Raw genomic sequence first — 17170 nt, 5'->3', positions numbered from 1 at the left:
TCCGTTTCCTGGACTGCCCTCAGGGCTGCCCGCGCGCTCAGTCTGCGGCCCGTCACTGTCCGCAGCGGGCGCGCCGACCACCGCGTCCGCTCCACCGCGCATCCGCGAGCCGTCGGTCCGTGCGCTCACAGGGGCTGCGCGAGCGTCCGGGACGCGCTGTAATGGCAGGGTGGGCAGTGAGGGCACTGCGGGACGCAGAATGAGAACGCTGCGCGCGGAACTTGCCCTCAAGACGCTCGCGGCGGACCTCGACCCGCGCGAGCGCCTACGACGCGTGCTCGAACAAGTGCTCGTCTTCACCGGGGCCACCCTCGCCGTCGTCTACAGCCCCGAAGAGGGCGGCGACCAGCTGACCCTCACCGAGTCGGCCGGCGTTCCGCGGGCGCTGTACGGGCTGCGTGACACCTACTCCGCCTCCGGCACGGGCCCCGCCGCCGAGGTGCACCGTTCCGGGCAGGCGCAGTGGCTCACCCCCGAGGACATCGGCCGCTGCGCCGACGCGCGCCGGATGCCCACCCAGGATTTCTCGCTGGCCGTCCTGCCGCTGCGCGGGGGCGGATGCCTGGCCGTCGTCAGCGACGGCCCGGACGGCTTCGACACCGACGACCGCGCGTGCCTGAAGCTCTTCGCCGAGGCCGTCACCTGCCCGCCTCCGGGCGCGGTCGAGACCGGTGGGCTGCCCGGCAGCTCCTTCACGCTCGACATGGACAGCGGCCGGGTGCAGGTCGACGACGAGATGCTGGGGCTGTTCGGCATCGACACAGGCGAGTTCGACGGCCGTGTCGAGACCCTGCTCGCCCGGACCGTTCCGGAGGACCTGCCCTCCGTGATGTCCGTCGTCGAGGCCGACCACATGTCCATCGGCGACCGCGAACTGGAGTTCCGCATCCTCCAGCCCTCCGGCGAGCCAAGGTGGCTGCGGCTGCGGGGACGCCTGCAGCCCGCCGGTGAGGGGCACGCGGTCCGGCTCGTCGGCACGGTCACCGACGCGTCCCAACTGCGCCCAGGCGTCAGCGACGTCACCCGCATCCAGCGGCTCGCCGCCGCCCTCGCCACCGCTGGCACCGTCCGCGACGTCAGCAGGGCCGTGGTCGCCGCCCTGCGGGGCCCTCTGCGGGCGGACCGTATCGCCCTCGCCGAGCTGGAGTCCGACCGCCTCGTCGTCACCGTCCTGGACCCGCCAGAACCGGAGGCCTGGCCTGAGCTGTGGCGCACCGAGTGGCGCTCGGAGTGGCCGGACGCGCCCGTCCGCGCCATGCCGACCCTCGCCACCGCCCTCAGGGAAGGCCGCGCCGCTATCTGGCCCGCCGGCACCCCACTGGAACCCGCGCTCGCCGAGGTCGGCCCCGGCGGTCTCGCCGTGCTGCCGCTGCCCGCCGGCGGGCGCATGGCCGGCGCCTGCCTCGTCGGCTGGGACAGCCCGCACGACTTCGGCCCCGACGAACGCGCCCTGCTCACCGCCGTCGCCGGTCTTACCGGACAGGCGCTCATGCGAGCCCACGCCTTCGACGCCGAGCACGAGCTGATCGGCATGCTCCAGCGCGCCCTCCTGCCGCGTCGCCTGCCCGCGCTGCCCGGAGCCGTCGCCGTCGCCCGCTACCTGCCCACCACCGCCGGTCTGGAGCTCGGTGGCGACTGGTACGACGTGATCCCGCTGCCCGACAACCACGTCGCCCTCGTCATCGGCGACGTCCAGGGCCACAGCGCCGGCGCGGCCACCCTGATGGGCCAGATGCGCACCGCGCTGCGCGCCTACGCGGCCGAGGGCCACCCCCCGGACGTCGTCGTCTCGCACGCCAACCGGCTCCTCGTGGACATGGAGTCCGACCTCTTCGCGACCTGCTGCTACGTCGACGTCGACATGGAGCAGGGCACCGCCTGGTACGTCCGCGCCGGGCACCTCCCGCCCCTGCTGCGCCATCCGGACGGCAGCACCGAGATCACCGAATCGGAGGGCGGACCGCCCCTCGGGGTCGTCACCCAGGCCGACTACCCGATGAGCCCGATCAGGCTGCAGCCCGGCACGGTCGTAGCCCTCACCACGGACGGCCTGGTCGAGTCCGCCGACGTCGACATCGAGGACGGCCTCGCGCGGATCGCCGGCGAGCTTTCCGCCGCCGACCCCGCGCACCTGGGGCTCGTCGCGGACGCCCTGCTCGCCGAGGCCAACCGCAGCGACGACGTGGCGCTGCTCCTCGTGCGCTACGACGGCATGGCGATGCTCCCGCTGCGCGAGAGCTGGACGGTGTGGCGCGTTCCCGAAGCGGTCCGGCACGCCCGCCGCTTCACCCGGCGCACCCTGCGCTCCTGGGGCGTGCCGGAGGAGACCGACACGGTGCTCCTCGTCGTCTCCGAACTCGTCACCAACGCCCTCGTCCACACCGACGGCCAGGTCCGGCTCGACCTCACCCTGTCCAACCACCGGCTGCGCGTCGCGGTCGCCGACTCCTCTCCGCGCACGCCCGTCAAGCCGACCAGCATCGGCTGGGAGGCGACGGGCGGCCGTGGCATCCTGCTCGTCGAGGCCATGTCCGACACCTGGGGGACACTCCCGGTCAGCGGCGGCAAGCAGGTGTGGGCGGACGTCGTCCTGGAGCACTCGCCGGCCGACGCGCAGGCCTGACCTGGATGACACCCTGGTGTCGTGCGTCTGCTCATGATGTCCGACACCCACCTCCCCAAGCGTGCGAAGGCACTGCCCGCGCCGCTGCTCGCCGAACTCGCGCGCGCCGACGTCGTGATCCACGCCGGCGACTGGGTGGACGTCGCCACGCTCGACCTGCTGCAGAGTGGGTCCGCCCGGCTGATCGGCGTGTACGGCAACAACGACGGCCCCGCCCTGCGCGCCCGGCTGCCCGAAGTGGCCCGCGCCGACCTCGACGGCCTGCGCCTCGGCGTCGTCCACGAGACGGGACCCGCCCAGGGCCGGGAACGCCGCTGCGCCGACCGGTACCCGGACCTCGACGTGCTGGTGTTCGGCCACAGCCACATCCCCTGGGACACCACCACGGACACCGGCCTGCGCCTCCTCAACCCCGGCTCCCCGACCGACCGCCGCCGCCAGCCGCACTGCACGTACATGACGGCCACCGCGACCGGCGGCGAACTGACGGACGTCCGGCTGCACCGGCTGCCCCCGCGCACCGGAAAATCAGTGGACTCCTGACGACCCGTTTGGGTGAGATGGGCCGGTGCTGATCGATGCCGACCTCGTACACCGTCTGCTGGCGGCCCAGTTCCCGCGGTGGGCCCGCCTTCCGATCACCCCGGTCCCGGCCTCAGGCATGGACAACGCGACGTTCCGCCTCGGTGAGGAGCTGTCCGTGCGCCTCCCGCGCTACCCGCACTGGGCGGGTCAGGTCGAGCGGGAGCAGACCTGGCTGCCCCGGCTCGCGCCCCGTCTGCCGCTGCCCGTCAGCGAACCCGTCGCCAAGGGAGAACCGGGCGAGGGCTACCCCTACCCGTGGTCCGTCTACCGCTGGCTGGACGGCGAGACGGCCACCCCCGAAGGCCTCGCCGACCCCCGCCGCACCGCGCTCGAACTGGCCGCGTTCCTGACCGCGCTCCAGGCGATCGATCCCACAGGCGGTCCCGCTCCCCAGCAGAGCAACGCCTTCCGGGGCGTGCCGATGGGCGACGAGCGGGACTCGCTCGCCTCCGAGGCACGGGTACGGCCCAAGATCGAGGCGCTCAAACGGTCCGGCCTGATCGACGCCGACGCGGTGACGGAGGTCTGGGAGGCGGCCCTCGCCGCACCCGCCTGGCACCGGCCGCCCGTCTGGATCCACGGCGACCTCGCCGTCGGCAACCTCCTCGCCGTGGACGGCCGGCTGAGCGCGGTCATCGACTTCGGCACCCTCGCCGTCGGTGACCCGGCGGTCGACCTGCTCGCCGCCTGGAAGTTCCTGCCGGAGGAGGTGCGCGGCGACTTCCGGGAGGCGCTGGGCGTCGACGACGCCACCTGGGCCCGTGGCCGGGGCTGGGCCCTCGCGGGCTCGCTGCCGGTGCCGGACGACCCGTACTTCCGGCAGGACCCGGTCAGGGTGCGCAGCGCCCTGCACCATCTGGAGCAGCTCATCGCCGACCACAGGAGTGAGCGCGCCTGAAAATCCGTTGCTGTCACCGTCGGGGTCCTGCTGGACTGCACGGGACAGAGCCGTCGAAACCTGAGGAGCCCCCATGCGCACAGCGTTCATGTCCACCCAGCAAGGAACCAGCACCCTCCCTAAGGACATGACGCTCTGTGCCCACGCTGAACCTGGGAATCCTCGCGCACGTAGACGCGGGTAAGACAAGCCTCACCGAGCGGCTGCTGCACGCCGCCGGAGTGATCGACGAGATCGGCAGTGTCGACGACGGCAGCACCCAGACCGACACCCTCGCGCTGGAGCGGCAGCGCGGCATCACCATCAAGTCCGCCGTCGTCTCCTTCACGCTCGACGACGTCACCGTCAACCTGATCGACACCCCCGGCCACCCCGACTTCATCGCCGAGGTCGAGCGGGTGTTGGGCGTGCTCGACGGCGCGGTGCTGGTCGTCTCCGCGGTGGAGGGCGTCCAGGCCCAGACCCGCGTCCTGATGCGCACCCTGCGACGGCTGCGGATCCCGACCCTCGTCTTCGTCAACAAGATCGACCGCGGCGGCGCGCACGACGGCCGGACCCTCACCGCTCTCGCCGAGCGCCTCACCCCGTCGGTGGTCCCGATGGGACGGCCGTACGGACTCGGCACACGCGACGCGCACGTGGTGCCGTACGACACCCACGACACCGCGTTCACCACACGGCTGCTCGACGTCCTCGCCGAGCACGACGAGGAGCTGCTGGCCGCGTACGTCGAGGACGCGGTGTCCTACGAGCGGCTGCGCCGTGCCCTCGTCGAGCAGACCCGGGGCGCCCTGGTCCACCCCGTGTTCTTCGGCTCGGCGATCACGGGAGCGGGTGTGCGCGAGCTGATCGGCGGTCTCACGGAACTCCTGCCGGCCGCCGAGGGTGACACCGAGGGGCCTGCCTCAGGCACCGTCTTCAAGGTCGAGCGGGGACCGGCGGGGGAGAAGATCGCGTACGCGCGCGTGTTCTCCGGGACCCTGCGGACCCGCGACCGGCTGGTGTTCCGTGACGGAAGAGAGGGCAAGGTCACCGCGATCAGTGTCTTCGACCGGGGCGGAGCGGACCGCGAGGCATCGGTGACGGCGGGCCGCATCGGCAAGTTGTGGGGCCTGACCGACGTCCGTATCGGCGACACCTTCGGCGAGGCGCCGCGCGCCGAGCAGCCGGGGCACCACTTCTCCCCGCCCACCCTGGAGACCGTGGTCGTCCCCGCCCGCCCGCGTGACAGGGGAGCGCTGCACCTCGCGCTCACCCAGCTCGCCGAACAGGACCCGCTCATCGCGCTGCGGCAGGACGAGCTCCGCCAGGAGATCTCCGTGTCCCTGTACGGCGAGGTCCAGAAGGAGGTCATCCAGGCGACCCTGGCCGAGGAGTACGGACTTGCCGTCACCTTCCGCGAGACGACGCCGCTGTGTGTCGAACGGCCCGTCGGCACGGGCTCGGCGGTCGAGTTCAACAAGAAGGACGCCAACCCCTTTCTGGCCACCGTGGGCCTGCGCATCGACCCCGCCCCGGTCGGGTCGGGCGTCATGTTCCGTCTGGAGGTGGAGCTCGGTTCGATGCCGTACGCCTTCTTCAAGGCCGTGGAGGACACGGTGAACGAGACCTTGACGCAGGGCCTGCACGGCTGGCAGGTGACCGACTGCACGGTCACCATGACGCACTCCGGCTACTCCCCGCGGCAGAGCCACGCCCACCAGGGCTTCGACAAGAGCATGTCGAGCACGGGCGCGGACTTCCGGGGCCTGACCCCGCTGGTCGTGATGACCGCGCTCAGTCGGGCGGGCACCCGGGTCCACGAGCCGATGCACCGTTTCCGGATCGAGGCCCCGGCGGACACGCTCGGCGCGCTGCTGCCGGTTCTCACCCGGTTGCGCGCGGTCCCGGGGACCACCTCACTGCGCGGGCGTACCTGTGTTCTCGAGGGCCGGGTACCGGCTGCCCAGGTGCACGAGTTGGAGCAGACGCTGCCGGGGCTGACCCGCGGCGAGGGCGAGCTGGAGTCCGCGTTCGACCACTACGCCCCGGTGACCGGTGGCGCGGTACCGACCCGCCCGCGCAGCGACCACAACCCGCTGGACCGGGAGGAGTACCTGCTGCGGGTGATGCGGAGGGTGCCGGGGCGAGCGACGGGGGTGCCGTCCTGAGACGCGACGAACGCACCGGAGGGTGCACGGGTGTTGACATAGGCCGTAAATCGCCCCGAGTGTAATGTGCATGGCAAAGTTACGTGTGCGTCTGTGCGGCGTTCTCGTGGCTCTCACCGGCCTCCTGGCGGCCCCGGACGCCCGGCCCGCGGCCGCCGACTCCCTTCCCGACTCCCTCTGGTTCGACGCCCAGGCGTCCGCCACCCTCACCGTCCAGGGCGGCCGCCTCACCGACGGCCTCGGCCGTGAGGTCGTGCTGCGCGGCTACAACGTCTCCGGCGAGACCAAGCTGGAGGAGAACAGCGGACTGCCGTTCGCCTCCGTCGCCGACGCCCGGAAGTCGGCGACCGCCCTGCGCACCCTCGGCGGCGGCAACACTGTCCGCTTCCTCCTCTCATGGGCCCACGCCGAGCCGGTGCGCGGCCAGGTCGACACGGCCTACCTCGCCGCCGTCACCGACCAGATGCGCGCGTTCCTCGACGCCGGTATCCGCGTCTACCCCGACTTCCATCAGGACCTCTACTCCCGTTACCTCTTCAACCAGGGCAGCTGGTACACCGGCGACGGCGCCCCCAAATGGGCGGTGGACGCCGGGAACCACCCCGCCGAGTCCTGCGGGATCTGTCTGTTCTGGGGTCAGAACATCACTCAGAATCAGGCGGTGACGAAGGCGTCGTACGACTTCTGGCACAACGCGTACGGGGTGCAGGACGCCTTCCTCGCCACGGCGCAGAAGACGATGGCGTACATCCAGCAGCACCTGGCCGAGGACGAGTTCGCGCGAGTCGTCGGCTTCGACCCGTTCAACGAGCCCCATGCGGGCGCCTACGACAGCGGGCAGACCAGCCGCACCTGGGAACGGGACGTGCTCTGGCCGTTCTACGCCAGGTTCCGTGCGCGGATGGACGCGGCAGGCTGGCAGGACAAGCCCGCCTTCGTGGAGCCCAACCTCTTCTGGAACGCCAACATCTCCACCCAGAAGCAGGAGGGCGGGCTCCTCGACGCCGGCGCGATCGGCCCCCGCTACGTCTTCAACACCCACTTCTACGACCAGAAGGCCATCTCCGGCGTCCTCATGTGGGGCAAGGCGGGTGACGGGCAGTACGCGACGGACTTCGGCACGGTGCGCGATCGGGCCGGCGCCCTGGGCACGGCCGCGGTCGTCAGCGAGTTCGGCCACCCGCTGTCCGGCTCCGTCGCCGACAAGGCGCCGACCGTGCTGAAGGCGATGTACCAGGCGCTCGACTCCCGTGTGAAGGGGGAGAGTTGGTGGTCGGACCCGGTGGACTCCGGCCCGGTGCTCTCCGGCACGCAGTGGCAGTGGGACCTCTACAACGGCCGCCACCACGAGCTGATGAACGGCAACCCCGACAAGGTCCTCACCTCCGGCGACGCCTGGAACGACGAGGACCTCTCCGCCGTCGCCCTCGACGACTCGGGCACCCCCGTGCTGCGCCAGGACGCCCGGCTGCTGGACCGGCTCTACCCGAGCGCGACCGCCGGCACGACGGTGGCCTTCGCCTACGAGGACCGCTCCCGGGACGGCTCGACGACGCTGACCTGGAACCCGGTGCCGGGCTCGCTGCCCAGCGTGGCGCGACTGGTGGGCTCGGGGCAGTACGGCCTGCTGGTGTGGCGCGCGAACGGATCGGCGGCGCCCACGGAACTGCACCTGCCGGCCTCCTTCCCGGCCGCGTCCACCACCGTGGTGTCCGACCTCGGCACCGCGGCGGGGCTGCCCGTCTACACCACGTCCACCCCGGTCGCCGTGGCGAACGAGGTGGGCGGCACGGGCAGCAAACGGCTCCTGCTGACCGCCTCCGACCCGGGCGCCGTGCACTACGCGCTGGTCACGAACGGGGCCACGGCTCCGTCCGCGTCCCTGCTGAGCGCGGCGCGGACGGAGCTCGCGGCGTGGGCGGCGAAGGAGTTCAGCTAGCGGACGGGCCGCTCCAGTCCGCGGGGACGTGCGCGAGGCGCACCCGCTGCGGATGGTCGCCGACCGGGACCGAGACCACCCTCTGGCCCGTCGCGAAGTCGATCGCGGTGACCTGGTCGGCGCCGCTCTCCGAGATGATGCAGTCCTTGCCGTCACCGCTCACCGTGGCCCAGTAGGGCTTGGAGGCGGTGACGAGCGGGCCCTCCTGGAGGGTGGCGCGGTCCACCACGGTCGCGTAGTCGTCCATCGTGCCCGCGACGCACAGCTTGGTGCCCGCCGGGTTCATCGAAATGCCGTGGTGGCGTGAGTCGTTGACCCACGTCGTGCGGTCCTCGCTGGTCGCCGGGTTCTTCGGCAGGGTCTTCACCCGGGTGATCTTGTCGGTGGCCAGGTCGTACTCCAGGAATCCGTTGAAGAAGGACACCTGGAAGTAGAGCTTGGACTCGTCGGGGGTGAAGACGGCGGGCCGGACCGCGTCGGAGAAGTCCTTGAGCCCGATCGCGTCAAGCCGGTCGCGCATGTCGATGATCTTCACCTGTTTGAAGGTGGCGGCGTCCACGACCGTGATGTGGCGGTCGCCCTTCGTCCAGTCCAGGGACGGGTCGTCGAGCGAGGTGTTGACGTCGCCGATCGCCATGTTCCAGATGTACTTGCCGTCCTTGGTGAAGATGTTCTCGTGCGGCTTGTCACCGGTGGCGAACTCGCCCAGTTCCTTGCCGGTGTCGATGTCCAGCACCTGCACCTTGTTCGCGGTGGAGGCGGAGACGGCGACCCGTGTGCCGTCGGGGGAGACCGCCATGTGGTCGGCTCGGTAACCGGCCACGGGGAAACGCCAGTTGATCTTCCCGGTGGCGAGATCGATGGAGACGACGTCCGCGAAGCTCGGCCGGGAGACGACCATCGACCTGCCGTCCGGCGTGGAGTACATGTCGTCCACGAACTGGTCGTGGCCCTCGCCCACGCTGTTGCGGATGGCCATGAAGTAGATCCACTTGATGGGATCGGCGTTGATCTCCTTCAACCGCGCCTCCTTGTCGGGGATCACGTTGACGCGGCCGATCCGCGCGAAGTCGCCGCTGGACCTGATGACGTCGGCGGTGCCGTCCCAGTTGTTGCCCACGAACATCACCTCGCGCAGCGCGGCGGCGGAGGAGTCCTGCGCGGCGGCGGCCGTCGCGGTGCCGCCCGTGGTCAGGGCGAGAGCGGCGGCGAGGGAGAAGAGGTGCCGGGATCTGAGAACAGGCATGGTGGGGTCCCTGTCTTGGAATGGGAGACTGAACACGCTTGAGTTCAAAGTGACTTACTGGAAAGTAAGGACGGGCCGACCCTCTTCACAAGACTCCGCGCACGACAAAATGGGGCGACAGGCGAACGGCTCATCGAACGGCGAGGGGACGCGGGCGGCGGGCAGGCTCAAGCAGCCGACGGGCCGGTACGGCGGCAGGACGGCCGAGGAGCGGCAGGCCGAGCGGCGCCGGCGGTTCCTGGACGCGGGACTCCAGCTGTTCGGCGCCGACTTCAGCATGTTGAGTCCCCCTGCCTCTGTAGCGGGTGGGACGGGGCAAGGATCGGCAGCGGCCTGCTGCAGCGAGCCACAGTTCCATGAGGAAGGCGTTCAGCGGAAACGGCGGAAGAACTGCCGGAGGTCGCCGACGAGGAGATCTGGCACGTCGAGCGCGGCGAAGTGGCCGCCGCGATCGAAGGTCGACCAGAGGACGATGTTGTTCGAGCGCTCGGCGGGATCGAGGAGTTGGGACGGCTGGCGGACCGGCTCGGCCGGGCCCGTCGTGCCTCCACCCGGTAGCTGAGCGGTCCTACCGCGCTGCGACTGCCTCAGCGTGACTCATCTCCGCTGTACTCATGAGGTCCCTTCACCGCAGCCACCCCACGGGAGCGCGATCGCCCAAACAGGTCCTGGCTGGCGCTGGCGCCTGCGGTGGGCAAAAACTCACTGAGCTTCAGTGAAGATCCGACTGGACCTCGGTCAGTCGATGCCTTCGACGATGCGGAAGTCGCGCTCGACGCCGTCGGAGAGGGCGACCAGCGCCTCCTGGTAGGCCGCACTCTCGTGCGCCGCGACGGCCTGCTCGAAGCTGTCGAACTCGATCAGGACGGTGCGCTCGGCGATTCCGGCGTCATGCGCCACGACCCGACCGCCACGGACGAGGACCCGACCGCCCCCGGCCTCGACGGCCAGGCGGGCCAGCTTGTTGTAAGCAGCCAGCTTCTCAGGATCTGAAATGGTGCGGTAGACGCTGACCCAGTAGCCCTTGGGCATGGAACCTCCAGTGTTGGGATGAGTGCATCTGACTTACGGGTTGGTCTCGGACGAGCGTCGGCGGGCGAGAGCGAGGCTTGTCAGCGTCGTGAGCGCCATGGCGCCGATGCCGACCAGCGCCGCGGTGGTGTAGGCGCTGTCGTCGGGGAAGAGGTGGCCGGGGCCGGTGCCCGCGGCGAGGATCAGGCCGCCGATGGCGCTGCCCAGGGAGTACCCGACGCTGCGGACGACGTAGTTGAAGCTCATGGCGCTCGACGTCTCGCTCTTGGGGGTGACGGCCAGGATGACGCCGGGCATCGCGGCCGAGAAGCCGCCGACGCCGAAGCCGAGCACGCCCATCGCCGCGAACAGTTCGGCCAGGTCCGACCGGGCCGCCGCGAACAGGGCGAACCCGCCGCCGACCACGACGGCGCTGCCGGCCAGGAGCAGGGGGTCGGCGATCCGCTTCCGGACCCGCGGCGTGAGCTTGCCGGAGACGAACCCCAGCACCGAGAACGGGACGAGGACCAGCCCGGCGACGAAGGTCGTCAGCCCGAAGCCGTAGCCGGCGCCGTGCGGCGTCTGCGCGTACCGGGTGATGAGCGTGAGCAGGAGGTACATGCCGATCCCGCCGACGAACATGGCGAGGTTCGCCCCGGCGACCGCCGGGTGCCGCACCGCCCGCACATCGACCAGGGGCGTCGTGCTGCGCAGCTCGATGACGGCCCAGACGCAGAGCAGCACCACCGCGACGACGGCGAGGCCCGCCACCACGGCGAGGTGCCGGCTCCACAGATTCCGTTCGCCGGCGAGGAACAGCACCAGGAGCAGCGCAGCGGCCAGGACGACCGCGCCTGCCACGTCCACGTGGGCCAAGCGGCCTTCGGGGGCTTCGGGCATGGAGCGCCACGCGGTCAGGAGGGCGGCGGCGGTGACGACCAGGCCGAGGCCGTAGGCGGCCCGTACCCCGCCGAGCTCGGCGAGCAGTGCGGCCAGCGGGTAGCCGACGCCGGCCCCGATGATCGAGACCACCGAGATCAGGGCGATCACGGCCGCGCTGCGCTCCTCGGGGAGGTGGTCCCGGGCCACGCCCATCATCAGCGCCGTCAGCCCGAGCCCGACGCCCTGGGCCGCCCTGCCGGCCAGCAGCCACGCGAACGGCAGCGGCAGCACGGTGAGCGCGCTGCCGGCGACGACGACCGCCAGCGTGGCGAGGATCGCGGCCCGCCGGTGCGGGCCGGCTCCGAGCCGGCCCAGGACCGGCGTGGCGACGGCGCCGCTGAGCAGCGCGACGGTCAGCGTCCACTGCGCGCTGCCGAGCGAGACGTGGAACGAGGTCGCCACGCTGGTGATGAGCGGCGTCCCGAGGCTGGCGACCGCCGCCACGACCAGAGCGATGAACATCAGGGCGGGGACCAGCAGCCTCGCCTCGGAACGCGCCACCGGGAACGCCTTCACCGCGACCCCGTCGACCGGCTGCCCGGTCACTGCTTCGGCCCTTCGCGGTCCTGGCTTTCGAGCTCTGCCAGATGCTTCAGCGCCGGAAGGGCCGCCACCAGCGCCTCGACCTCGTCGCCGGTGAGCTCGCCGATCAACCGCTCGAACGCGTGGACGCCCGCCTGGCGCCGCGTCCGGACATAGGAGGCGCCGGCCTCGGTCAGGCACACCAGCGTGACCCGCTTGTCGGACGCGTCGCCCCGCCGCTCGACCAGGCCGGACTCCTCCATCACCCGGACCAGGGCGGTCATCGCGGGCTGGGTGACGCCCTCGACCGCGGCCAGATCGGTGATGCGCCGCGGGCCGGTCCGGTCCAGGGTGGCCAGGGTGGCGGCGGACGTCAGGCTCATGTCCCGGGGCAGGCGTCTCGCGGCCCTGGTGGCCAGGCCGTAGAGGGCTGCACCGATGGCGGCGGACGTGCCAGGAGCGGTGTCTTGACGACTCACGCTCGAAGCATAGCATTTTTATATTCAGAATTTATGGAAATGGTCGACTGGCGCCGGTCCGCGAGCGGATCGGGCATGGCCTCGGAGGCGGCCTGCTTCTCCAGCACCTGCGCGTGCTGGCGTAGTTGGTCGGCGTGCTGAGGCGGCACCGCGCGACTACCGGCTCGCGGCCACCGCGTTCGTCGGCAGCGTCAACGGCCTGCTGCACGACTGGCGGGCCGGCTGGGTGGAGGCGACCCTGGACGAGATCGTGGACGAACTGGTCCGCCAACTCCTGGCCATCCTGCGTCCGCCGGGCTGGCTGCCGGCAGCCTGAGCAGGGCCTCGTCGCGCTCCGCCGCCGCGCAGCCACAGGCGGCCGTGATCCGCCTACTCGTCCCAGGCCTGGACGAGAACCTGCTCGGCGATCCTGCCGTTCCTCAGCGAGGCCATCGAGCTGGCCAGCACCCGTACGCCGTCCGGGTACTCGCAGGACTCGGTGAACGCGACGTGTTCGCCCTGGACGACGCACTGGTCCAGGTGATGGGTCATGTCACGGCTGTAGACGTCGCTGAACATCTGGCTGATCTGGTCCCGGCCGTGCAGGACCTTGGGGTGGCTGGGCTGGGTGTTGCGGTCGACGACGCGTATCTCCGCGTCGTCCGCGTACAGCGACAGCAGAGCCGTCGTGTCTTCTCCTTCGATGCCCCGGCGCAGAGCCTCCGTGTCGAAGCCGGCGCTTGCCGCGGTGCCCATGGTGACCTCCTTCGACCTCCTTGGAAGGCCGCGGCCCGGCGAGCGGCGGGCCGCTTGAGGGCCTCTGCTTCGAGCCTCCCCCCGGCGCGCGGCACCGGCAAACGCGCCGGGGTCGGTGCGCCTCTCGGGTGAGCGGCGCCAGGGGCCCGTGACCGCGCGCCGCTGGGCGACGTTGCTGAAGGCATGATCTCAACACGACGCATCGTCGCCGCGGTCGGTCTCGCCGTCGGCGTAGCCGGTCTCGGCACGCCGCCGGCCACCGCGGCGGCCGCAGGCACCCCGGACGCCGGCAGGCTCAACCCGGTCACCGTGCTCGACTCACTGGCCCGCAGCGGGGTCCCCGCGGAGCACCGGAACGAGATCCCGCGGCTGTCCGGCCAACTGGCGGGCCTGAACCACCTGCACGAGGCCAACCAGCTCCACCAGGCCACCGATCTGGCCGCACCCGTCACGGGGCTGCTCCCGGCCGTCCAGTAGCGCGGCGACGGCGCAGGGCCCCCGGTCGTCGACGGCCGGGGGCCTTGACATTCCCCGAGGTCCGCCGGAGCATCCCGGTGATCAGTGAATTCGATTTCACTAGGCGAACAAAGGAAGTCGTCGTGCCCGTCTCCCGCGAACTGCTCATCGGCGGCAAGGACGTGCCCGCCGCGTCCGGCCGCACCACGGACGACGTCAACCCCTACACCGGTGATGTGTTCGCCACGGTGGCGGCCGCCGGGCCGGAGGACGTCCGACGCGCGGTGGACGCGGCGGACGCGGCATTCCCCGCCTGGGCGGCCCTGGCCCCCTTCGCCCGTCGCGCGATCTTCCTCAAGGCGGCCGACCTGCTGGACGCCCGTGGCGAACAGGTGGCCGAGATCATGGCGCACGAGGCGGGCGGCACCCGGCCCTGGGCCTACTTCAACGTGGCCCTCGCGGCGAACATCCTGCGCGAGGCGGCAGCCGCGATCACCGCTCCACGCGGTGAGGTCCTCAGCGCCCAGGAGGCGGGCGCGCTCGGACTCGCGGTGCGCGAACCGCTCGGCGTGGTGGCCGCGTTCGCCCCGTGGAACGCGCCGGTCATCCTCGGCGTACGGGCCGTCGCGGCGCCCCTGGCCGCGGGCAACACGGTGGTCGTCAAGCCCAGCGAGGACGCGCCGATCGCCTGCGGGCTGCTGGTCTCGGACGTGCTGCGCGAGGCCGGACTGCCGGACGGCGTGCTGAACGTGGTCACCAACGCCCGCGAGGACGCGGCCGAGATCGCCGAGGCACTGATCGGTGACGAACGGGTGCGGGCCGTCAACTTCACCGGCTCGACGGGCGTGGGCCGGATCATCGGTGAACTGGCCGCACGCCACCTCAAGCCCGCCGTCCTGGAGTTGGGCGGCAAGAACGCGGTCATCGTGCTGGACGACGCCGACGTGGACTACGCCGTCGACGCGGTCACCTTCAGCGTGTTCATGAACGCCGGGCAGATCTGCATGTCCGGCGACCGGATCCTCGTCCACGAGTCCCTCGCCGAGGAGTTCACGGAGAAGTTCACCGCCAAGGCGGCCTCGCTGCGGGCAGGTGATCCGGCACATCCGCAGACCGTGGTCGGGCCGCTGGTCAGCCGGTCGGCCGCGCAGCGGGTGGCCGGCCTGGTGCGGGACGCGGTGGCCAAGGGGGCCAAGGTCCTCGTCGGAGGGGAGCCCGAGGGCGCGGTGCACCCGGCGACCGTCCTCACCGGTGTGGCGAAGGACGCGGAGCTGTACCACGCGGAGTCGTTCGGCCCGGTGTGCGTGCTGCAGACATTCGCCGACGACGACACCGCCGCCGACCTGGCCAACGACACCGAGAACGGGCTGACCTGCGGCATCATCACCGAGAACGCCACCCACGGGCTGGCCGTCGCCCGCCGGGTGCGCACCGGCATCGTGCACGTCAACGACCAGTCGGTGGCCGACGAACCGCACGCGCCCTTCGGCGGAGTGAAGGCCTCCGGTTACGGCCGCTTCGGCGGACGCTGGGGCATCGAGGCGTTCTCCAACACCCGCTGGGTCACCATCGCCACCCAGCACGCCCACTACCCCTTCTGACCCCGCTCACCGTCGCCCCTCCCGCCCCGGCCTGCCCTGCGCGCCGGGGGCAGGTCCACACCCTCGGGCGAACGGCTGAATCCCGGCCTTGATCTCCGCGGCTTTTGAGACAGTCGCTTGACTGAACCCCGGGGCCGGGATTGCCTGACGACGCGGGGGCCACCGGATCGGAGGAGGGGCCGTGACCGTTCCCCAGGAGCCGCTGAGCTACCCGCTGCCGAGCGACAGCGCGCTGGAGCCGCCGGCCGAATGGGCCGCACTGCGGCGTGAGTGCCCCGTCGCCCGGGTGACGCTGCCCAGCGGTGACGAGGCATCGCTGCTGACGCGCTACGAGGACGTCAAACAGGTCCTGTCCGACGAGCGGTTCACCCGCCGACTGGACGCCGACGACGCGGCCCGGATCACGTCCACCGAGTCGGGCGGCGTGTTCAGCAACGAGATGGCACTGGCGATCCCGCAGAGCGGCGAGGCACACCGGCGCTGGCGCCGGATGGTGACCAAGTGGTTCACCGCCAAGCGAATGGCCGCACTGCGTCCGGGCATCGAGGCGATGGCCGACCGGCTCGTCGACGCCATGGTCGAGCGCGGGCAGCCCTCGGACCTCAAGGCGAGCCTCGCCTTCCCGCTGCCGGTGTGGGTGATCTGCGAGCTGCTCGGCGTCCCCGACTCGGACCGGGACCGGTTCTCCTACTGGTCCGATGCCCTGCTCAACCTCACCCGCTACACCCAGGAGGAGGTCGACGAGGCGGAGGCCGAGTTCAACGCCTACATGAGCGAGCACCTCGCCGCCAAGCGCGCCGCGCCCGGGGACGACCTCCTCGGCGAACTGATCGTCGCCACCGGACCCGGCGGCTACCGGATGTCCGACCGGGAACTGGTCGCCACCGGCAGGGGCCTGCTGGTCGCCGGGCACGAGACCACCGCCAACATGATCGGGAAGATGGTGGCCATGCTGCTGTCCGACCGGAGTCGCTGGGAGCGACTGCTGGCGGACCGCTCGCTGGTGCGCTCCGCGGTGGAGGAGGCGCTGCGGTTCGACGCCAACGCCGGGATCGGCATGCCGCGCTACATCGACGAGGAGGTCGAGGTGGGCGGCGCCCTCCTGCCGCGCGGCACGACCGTCATGTGCAGCATGGCCGCCGCCAACCGGGACGAGACCGCCTTCGAGGACGCCGGTGAGATGGCACTCGACCGCAGCCCCAACCCGCATCTGGCCTTCGGCGTCGGCGCGCACTCCTGCCTGGGGCAGGCCCTGGCCCGCACCGAACTGCAGACCGTCCTCGACGTGCTGTTGCGTAGGCTTCCCGGTCTGGACCTCGCCGTTCCGGCCAAGGACCTGCGGCGGCTCGAGGGACTGGTCGTCGGAGGGTTGAGCGAGGTTCCCGTACGGTGGTGATCACGGCCAGCAGGGCGGTACGGGCAGGTATGTCCCCTTCGCAGCCCCCCTCCCTCCCCACCTCCCCGGAAGTGATCGAGATCGAGCGCGCGCTCAACCGCATCACCTATCTGAGCACGCGCGCCCGGCAGCACGACCGTCTGATGGCCCTGGCCGGTGTGCCCCTCGACCGCGCCGCAGTCGCGCTGCTGCGGCAGATCGCCGACTCCGAGCCACTGCGCCCGGGGGAGCTGGCCAACCGGCTGGGAGTCGAGGCCTCCCACGTGACCCGGCAGGTGCAGCACATGCAGAAGACCGGCTACGTCAGGCGGGTGCCCGACCCCGACGACCGCCGCGCCCAGCGCCCCTCGTCCTCCTGACCCGGCGCGTCAGCCGGCGGTGGCGAGGAACCGGGTCGCCGCCAGTTCGGCCTGGTGCTGTGGCCGGAAAGGTTCACCGGCTCCCGACGCTCGGCACGGCACCTCGCCGCATTGTCGCATCGCCCGAGTACATCCAGTACGCGGGCGACGCTCCGCCTTGCGATGCTCCCCCACTGCCTGAAGGGCGTGGGAGGTGCCCCCAGCACCGGACGCCGCGAGCTTTCCGGC

At 71.5% G+C, this 17170-nt stretch carries 13 protein-coding genes and 4 pseudogenes; 11 read left to right on the top strand and 6 right to left on the bottom strand.

Going from position 1 to position 17170, the window contains the following annotated elements; genetic code table 11:
• Nucleotides 1–199 precede the first annotated feature (199 nt).
• From ACZ7L1_RS34640 to ACZ7L1_RS34620, 5 genes are all read left to right on the top strand, one after another.
• A complete protein-coding gene (locus tag ACZ7L1_RS34640; protein WP_471443049.1) occupies nucleotides 200–2623 on the top strand; it encodes a SpoIIE family protein phosphatase in 2424 nt (807 codons plus the stop codon).
• Between the two features lie 21 nt (nucleotides 2624–2644).
• Nucleotides 2645–3166 carry a metallophosphoesterase family protein gene (locus ACZ7L1_RS34635; RefSeq protein WP_471443046.1) on the top strand — a complete coding sequence of 174 codons (522 nt, stop codon included), beginning with the start codon at nucleotides 2645–2647 and terminating at the stop codon, nucleotides 3164–3166.
• 25 nt (nucleotides 3167–3191) lie between these two features.
• Entirely contained in the window at nucleotides 3192–4106 is a 915-nt protein-coding gene (locus tag ACZ7L1_RS34630) for an aminoglycoside phosphotransferase family protein (RefSeq protein ID WP_471443045.1), read from the top strand.
• Nucleotides 4107–4243: 137 nt separating this feature from the next.
• Nucleotides 4244–6256, top strand: coding sequence for a GTP-binding protein (locus ACZ7L1_RS34625; protein ID WP_471443043.1), 2013 nt, complete (start codon nucleotides 4244–4246; stop codon nucleotides 6254–6256).
• A gap of 70 nt (nucleotides 6257–6326) precedes the next feature.
• A complete protein-coding gene (locus tag ACZ7L1_RS34620; RefSeq protein ID WP_471443041.1) occupies nucleotides 6327–8195 on the top strand; it encodes a cellulase family glycosylhydrolase in 1869 nt (622 codons plus the stop codon).
• Here the strand turns inward: ACZ7L1_RS34620 and ACZ7L1_RS34615 are convergent.
• A complete protein-coding gene (locus ACZ7L1_RS34615) occupies nucleotides 8188–9441 on the bottom strand; it encodes a YncE family protein (RefSeq protein WP_471443039.1) in 1254 nt (417 codons plus the stop codon). The genes ACZ7L1_RS34620 and ACZ7L1_RS34615 overlap by 8 nt on opposite strands.
• 109 nt (nucleotides 9442–9550) lie before the next feature.
• Here ACZ7L1_RS34615 and ACZ7L1_RS34610 point away from each other — a divergent pair.
• Nucleotides 9551–9805, top strand: a pseudogene (locus ACZ7L1_RS34610) (hypothetical protein); the annotation flags it as partial.
• A 5-nt stretch (nucleotides 9806–9810) separates the two neighbouring features.
• Here the strand turns inward: ACZ7L1_RS34610 and ACZ7L1_RS34605 are convergent.
• From ACZ7L1_RS34605 to ACZ7L1_RS34590, 4 genes and pseudogenes are all read right to left on the bottom strand, one after another.
• A pseudogene (locus tag ACZ7L1_RS34605) lies at nucleotides 9811–9933 on the bottom strand (epoxide hydrolase); the annotation flags it as partial.
• 246 nt (nucleotides 9934–10179) lie between these two features.
• The gene (locus tag ACZ7L1_RS34600) at nucleotides 10180–10473 is read right to left on the bottom strand and encodes a DUF1330 domain-containing protein (RefSeq protein ID WP_471443038.1); all 294 of its coding nucleotides are present in this window, start codon (nucleotides 10471–10473) and stop codon (nucleotides 10180–10182) included.
• Between the two features lie 33 nt (nucleotides 10474–10506).
• A complete protein-coding gene (locus ACZ7L1_RS34595) occupies nucleotides 10507–11940 on the bottom strand; it encodes an MFS transporter (RefSeq protein ID WP_471443036.1) in 1434 nt (477 codons plus the stop codon).
• Nucleotides 11937–12299, bottom strand: a complete 363-nt coding sequence (locus ACZ7L1_RS34590; protein WP_014173936.1) for a MarR family winged helix-turn-helix transcriptional regulator — start codon at nucleotides 12297–12299, stop codon at nucleotides 11937–11939. Before ACZ7L1_RS34590 ends, ACZ7L1_RS34595 begins: the two co-directional genes overlap by 4 nt.
• A 229-nt stretch (nucleotides 12300–12528) precedes the next feature.
• On the opposite strand from ACZ7L1_RS34590, the pseudogene ACZ7L1_RS34585 reads away from it, so the two are divergent.
• Nucleotides 12529–12711 (top strand): annotated as a pseudogene (locus ACZ7L1_RS34585) (TetR/AcrR family transcriptional regulator); the annotation flags it as partial.
• Nucleotides 12712–12764: 53 nt separating this feature from the next.
• On the opposite strand, the gene ACZ7L1_RS34580 reads toward ACZ7L1_RS34585, so the two are convergent.
• Nucleotides 12765–13130 carry a nuclear transport factor 2 family protein gene (locus ACZ7L1_RS34580; protein ID WP_471443034.1) on the bottom strand — a complete coding sequence of 122 codons (366 nt, stop codon included), beginning with the start codon at nucleotides 13128–13130 and terminating at the stop codon, nucleotides 12765–12767.
• A 183-nt stretch (nucleotides 13131–13313) separates the two neighbouring features.
• On the opposite strand from ACZ7L1_RS34580, the gene ACZ7L1_RS34575 reads away from it, so the two are divergent.
• The 4 genes and pseudogenes from ACZ7L1_RS34575 to ACZ7L1_RS34560 form a co-directional block, all read left to right on the top strand.
• Nucleotides 13314–13607 carry a hypothetical protein gene (locus ACZ7L1_RS34575; RefSeq protein ID WP_471443032.1) on the top strand — a complete coding sequence of 98 codons (294 nt, stop codon included), beginning with the start codon at nucleotides 13314–13316 and terminating at the stop codon, nucleotides 13605–13607.
• A 122-nt stretch (nucleotides 13608–13729) separates the two neighbouring features.
• On the top strand, nucleotides 13730–15187 hold the full coding sequence (locus tag ACZ7L1_RS34570) for an aldehyde dehydrogenase family protein (RefSeq protein ID WP_471443031.1): 1458 nt from the start codon (nucleotides 13730–13732) through the stop codon (nucleotides 15185–15187).
• Nucleotides 15188–15368: 181 nt separating this feature from the next.
• The gene (locus ACZ7L1_RS34565; protein WP_471443029.1) at nucleotides 15369–16583 is read left to right on the top strand and encodes a cytochrome P450; all 1215 of its coding nucleotides are present in this window, start codon (nucleotides 15369–15371) and stop codon (nucleotides 16581–16583) included.
• Nucleotides 16584–16612: 29 nt separating this feature from the next.
• Nucleotides 16613–16927, top strand: a pseudogene (locus tag ACZ7L1_RS34560) (MarR family winged helix-turn-helix transcriptional regulator); the annotation flags it as partial.
• Nucleotides 16928–17170 lie beyond the last annotated feature (243 nt).

The organism is Streptomyces sp. NPDC107546, from assembly GCF_055639175.1.
Note: the sequence above shows the minus strand (reverse complement) of the source record. Positions and strands in the feature narration are given on the sequence as shown.

Bases quoted from the DNA above. Each gene is read 5' to 3' on its own strand.
- ACZ7L1_RS34640 (WP_471443049.1), top strand. From the start codon at position 200: ATGAGAACGCTGCGCGCGGAACTTGCCCTCAAGACGCTCGCGGCGGAC.
- ACZ7L1_RS34620 (WP_471443041.1), top strand. From the start codon at position 6,327: ATGGCAAAGTTACGTGTGCGTCTGTGCGGCGTTCTCGTGGCTCTCACC.
- ACZ7L1_RS34615 (WP_471443039.1), bottom strand. From the start codon at position 9,441: ATGCCTGTTCTCAGATCCCGGCACCTCTTCTCCCTCGCCGCCGCTCTC.
- ACZ7L1_RS34600 (WP_471443038.1), bottom strand. From the start codon at position 10,473: ATGCCCAAGGGCTACTGGGTCAGCGTCTACCGCACCATTTCAGATCCT.
- ACZ7L1_RS34590 (WP_014173936.1), bottom strand. From the start codon at position 12,299: ATGAGCCTGACGTCCGCCGCCACCCTGGCCACCCTGGACCGGACCGGC.
- ACZ7L1_RS34580 (WP_471443034.1), bottom strand. From the start codon at position 13,130: ATGGGCACCGCGGCAAGCGCCGGCTTCGACACGGAGGCTCTGCGCCGG.
- ACZ7L1_RS34575 (WP_471443032.1), top strand. From the start codon at position 13,314: ATGATCTCAACACGACGCATCGTCGCCGCGGTCGGTCTCGCCGTCGGC.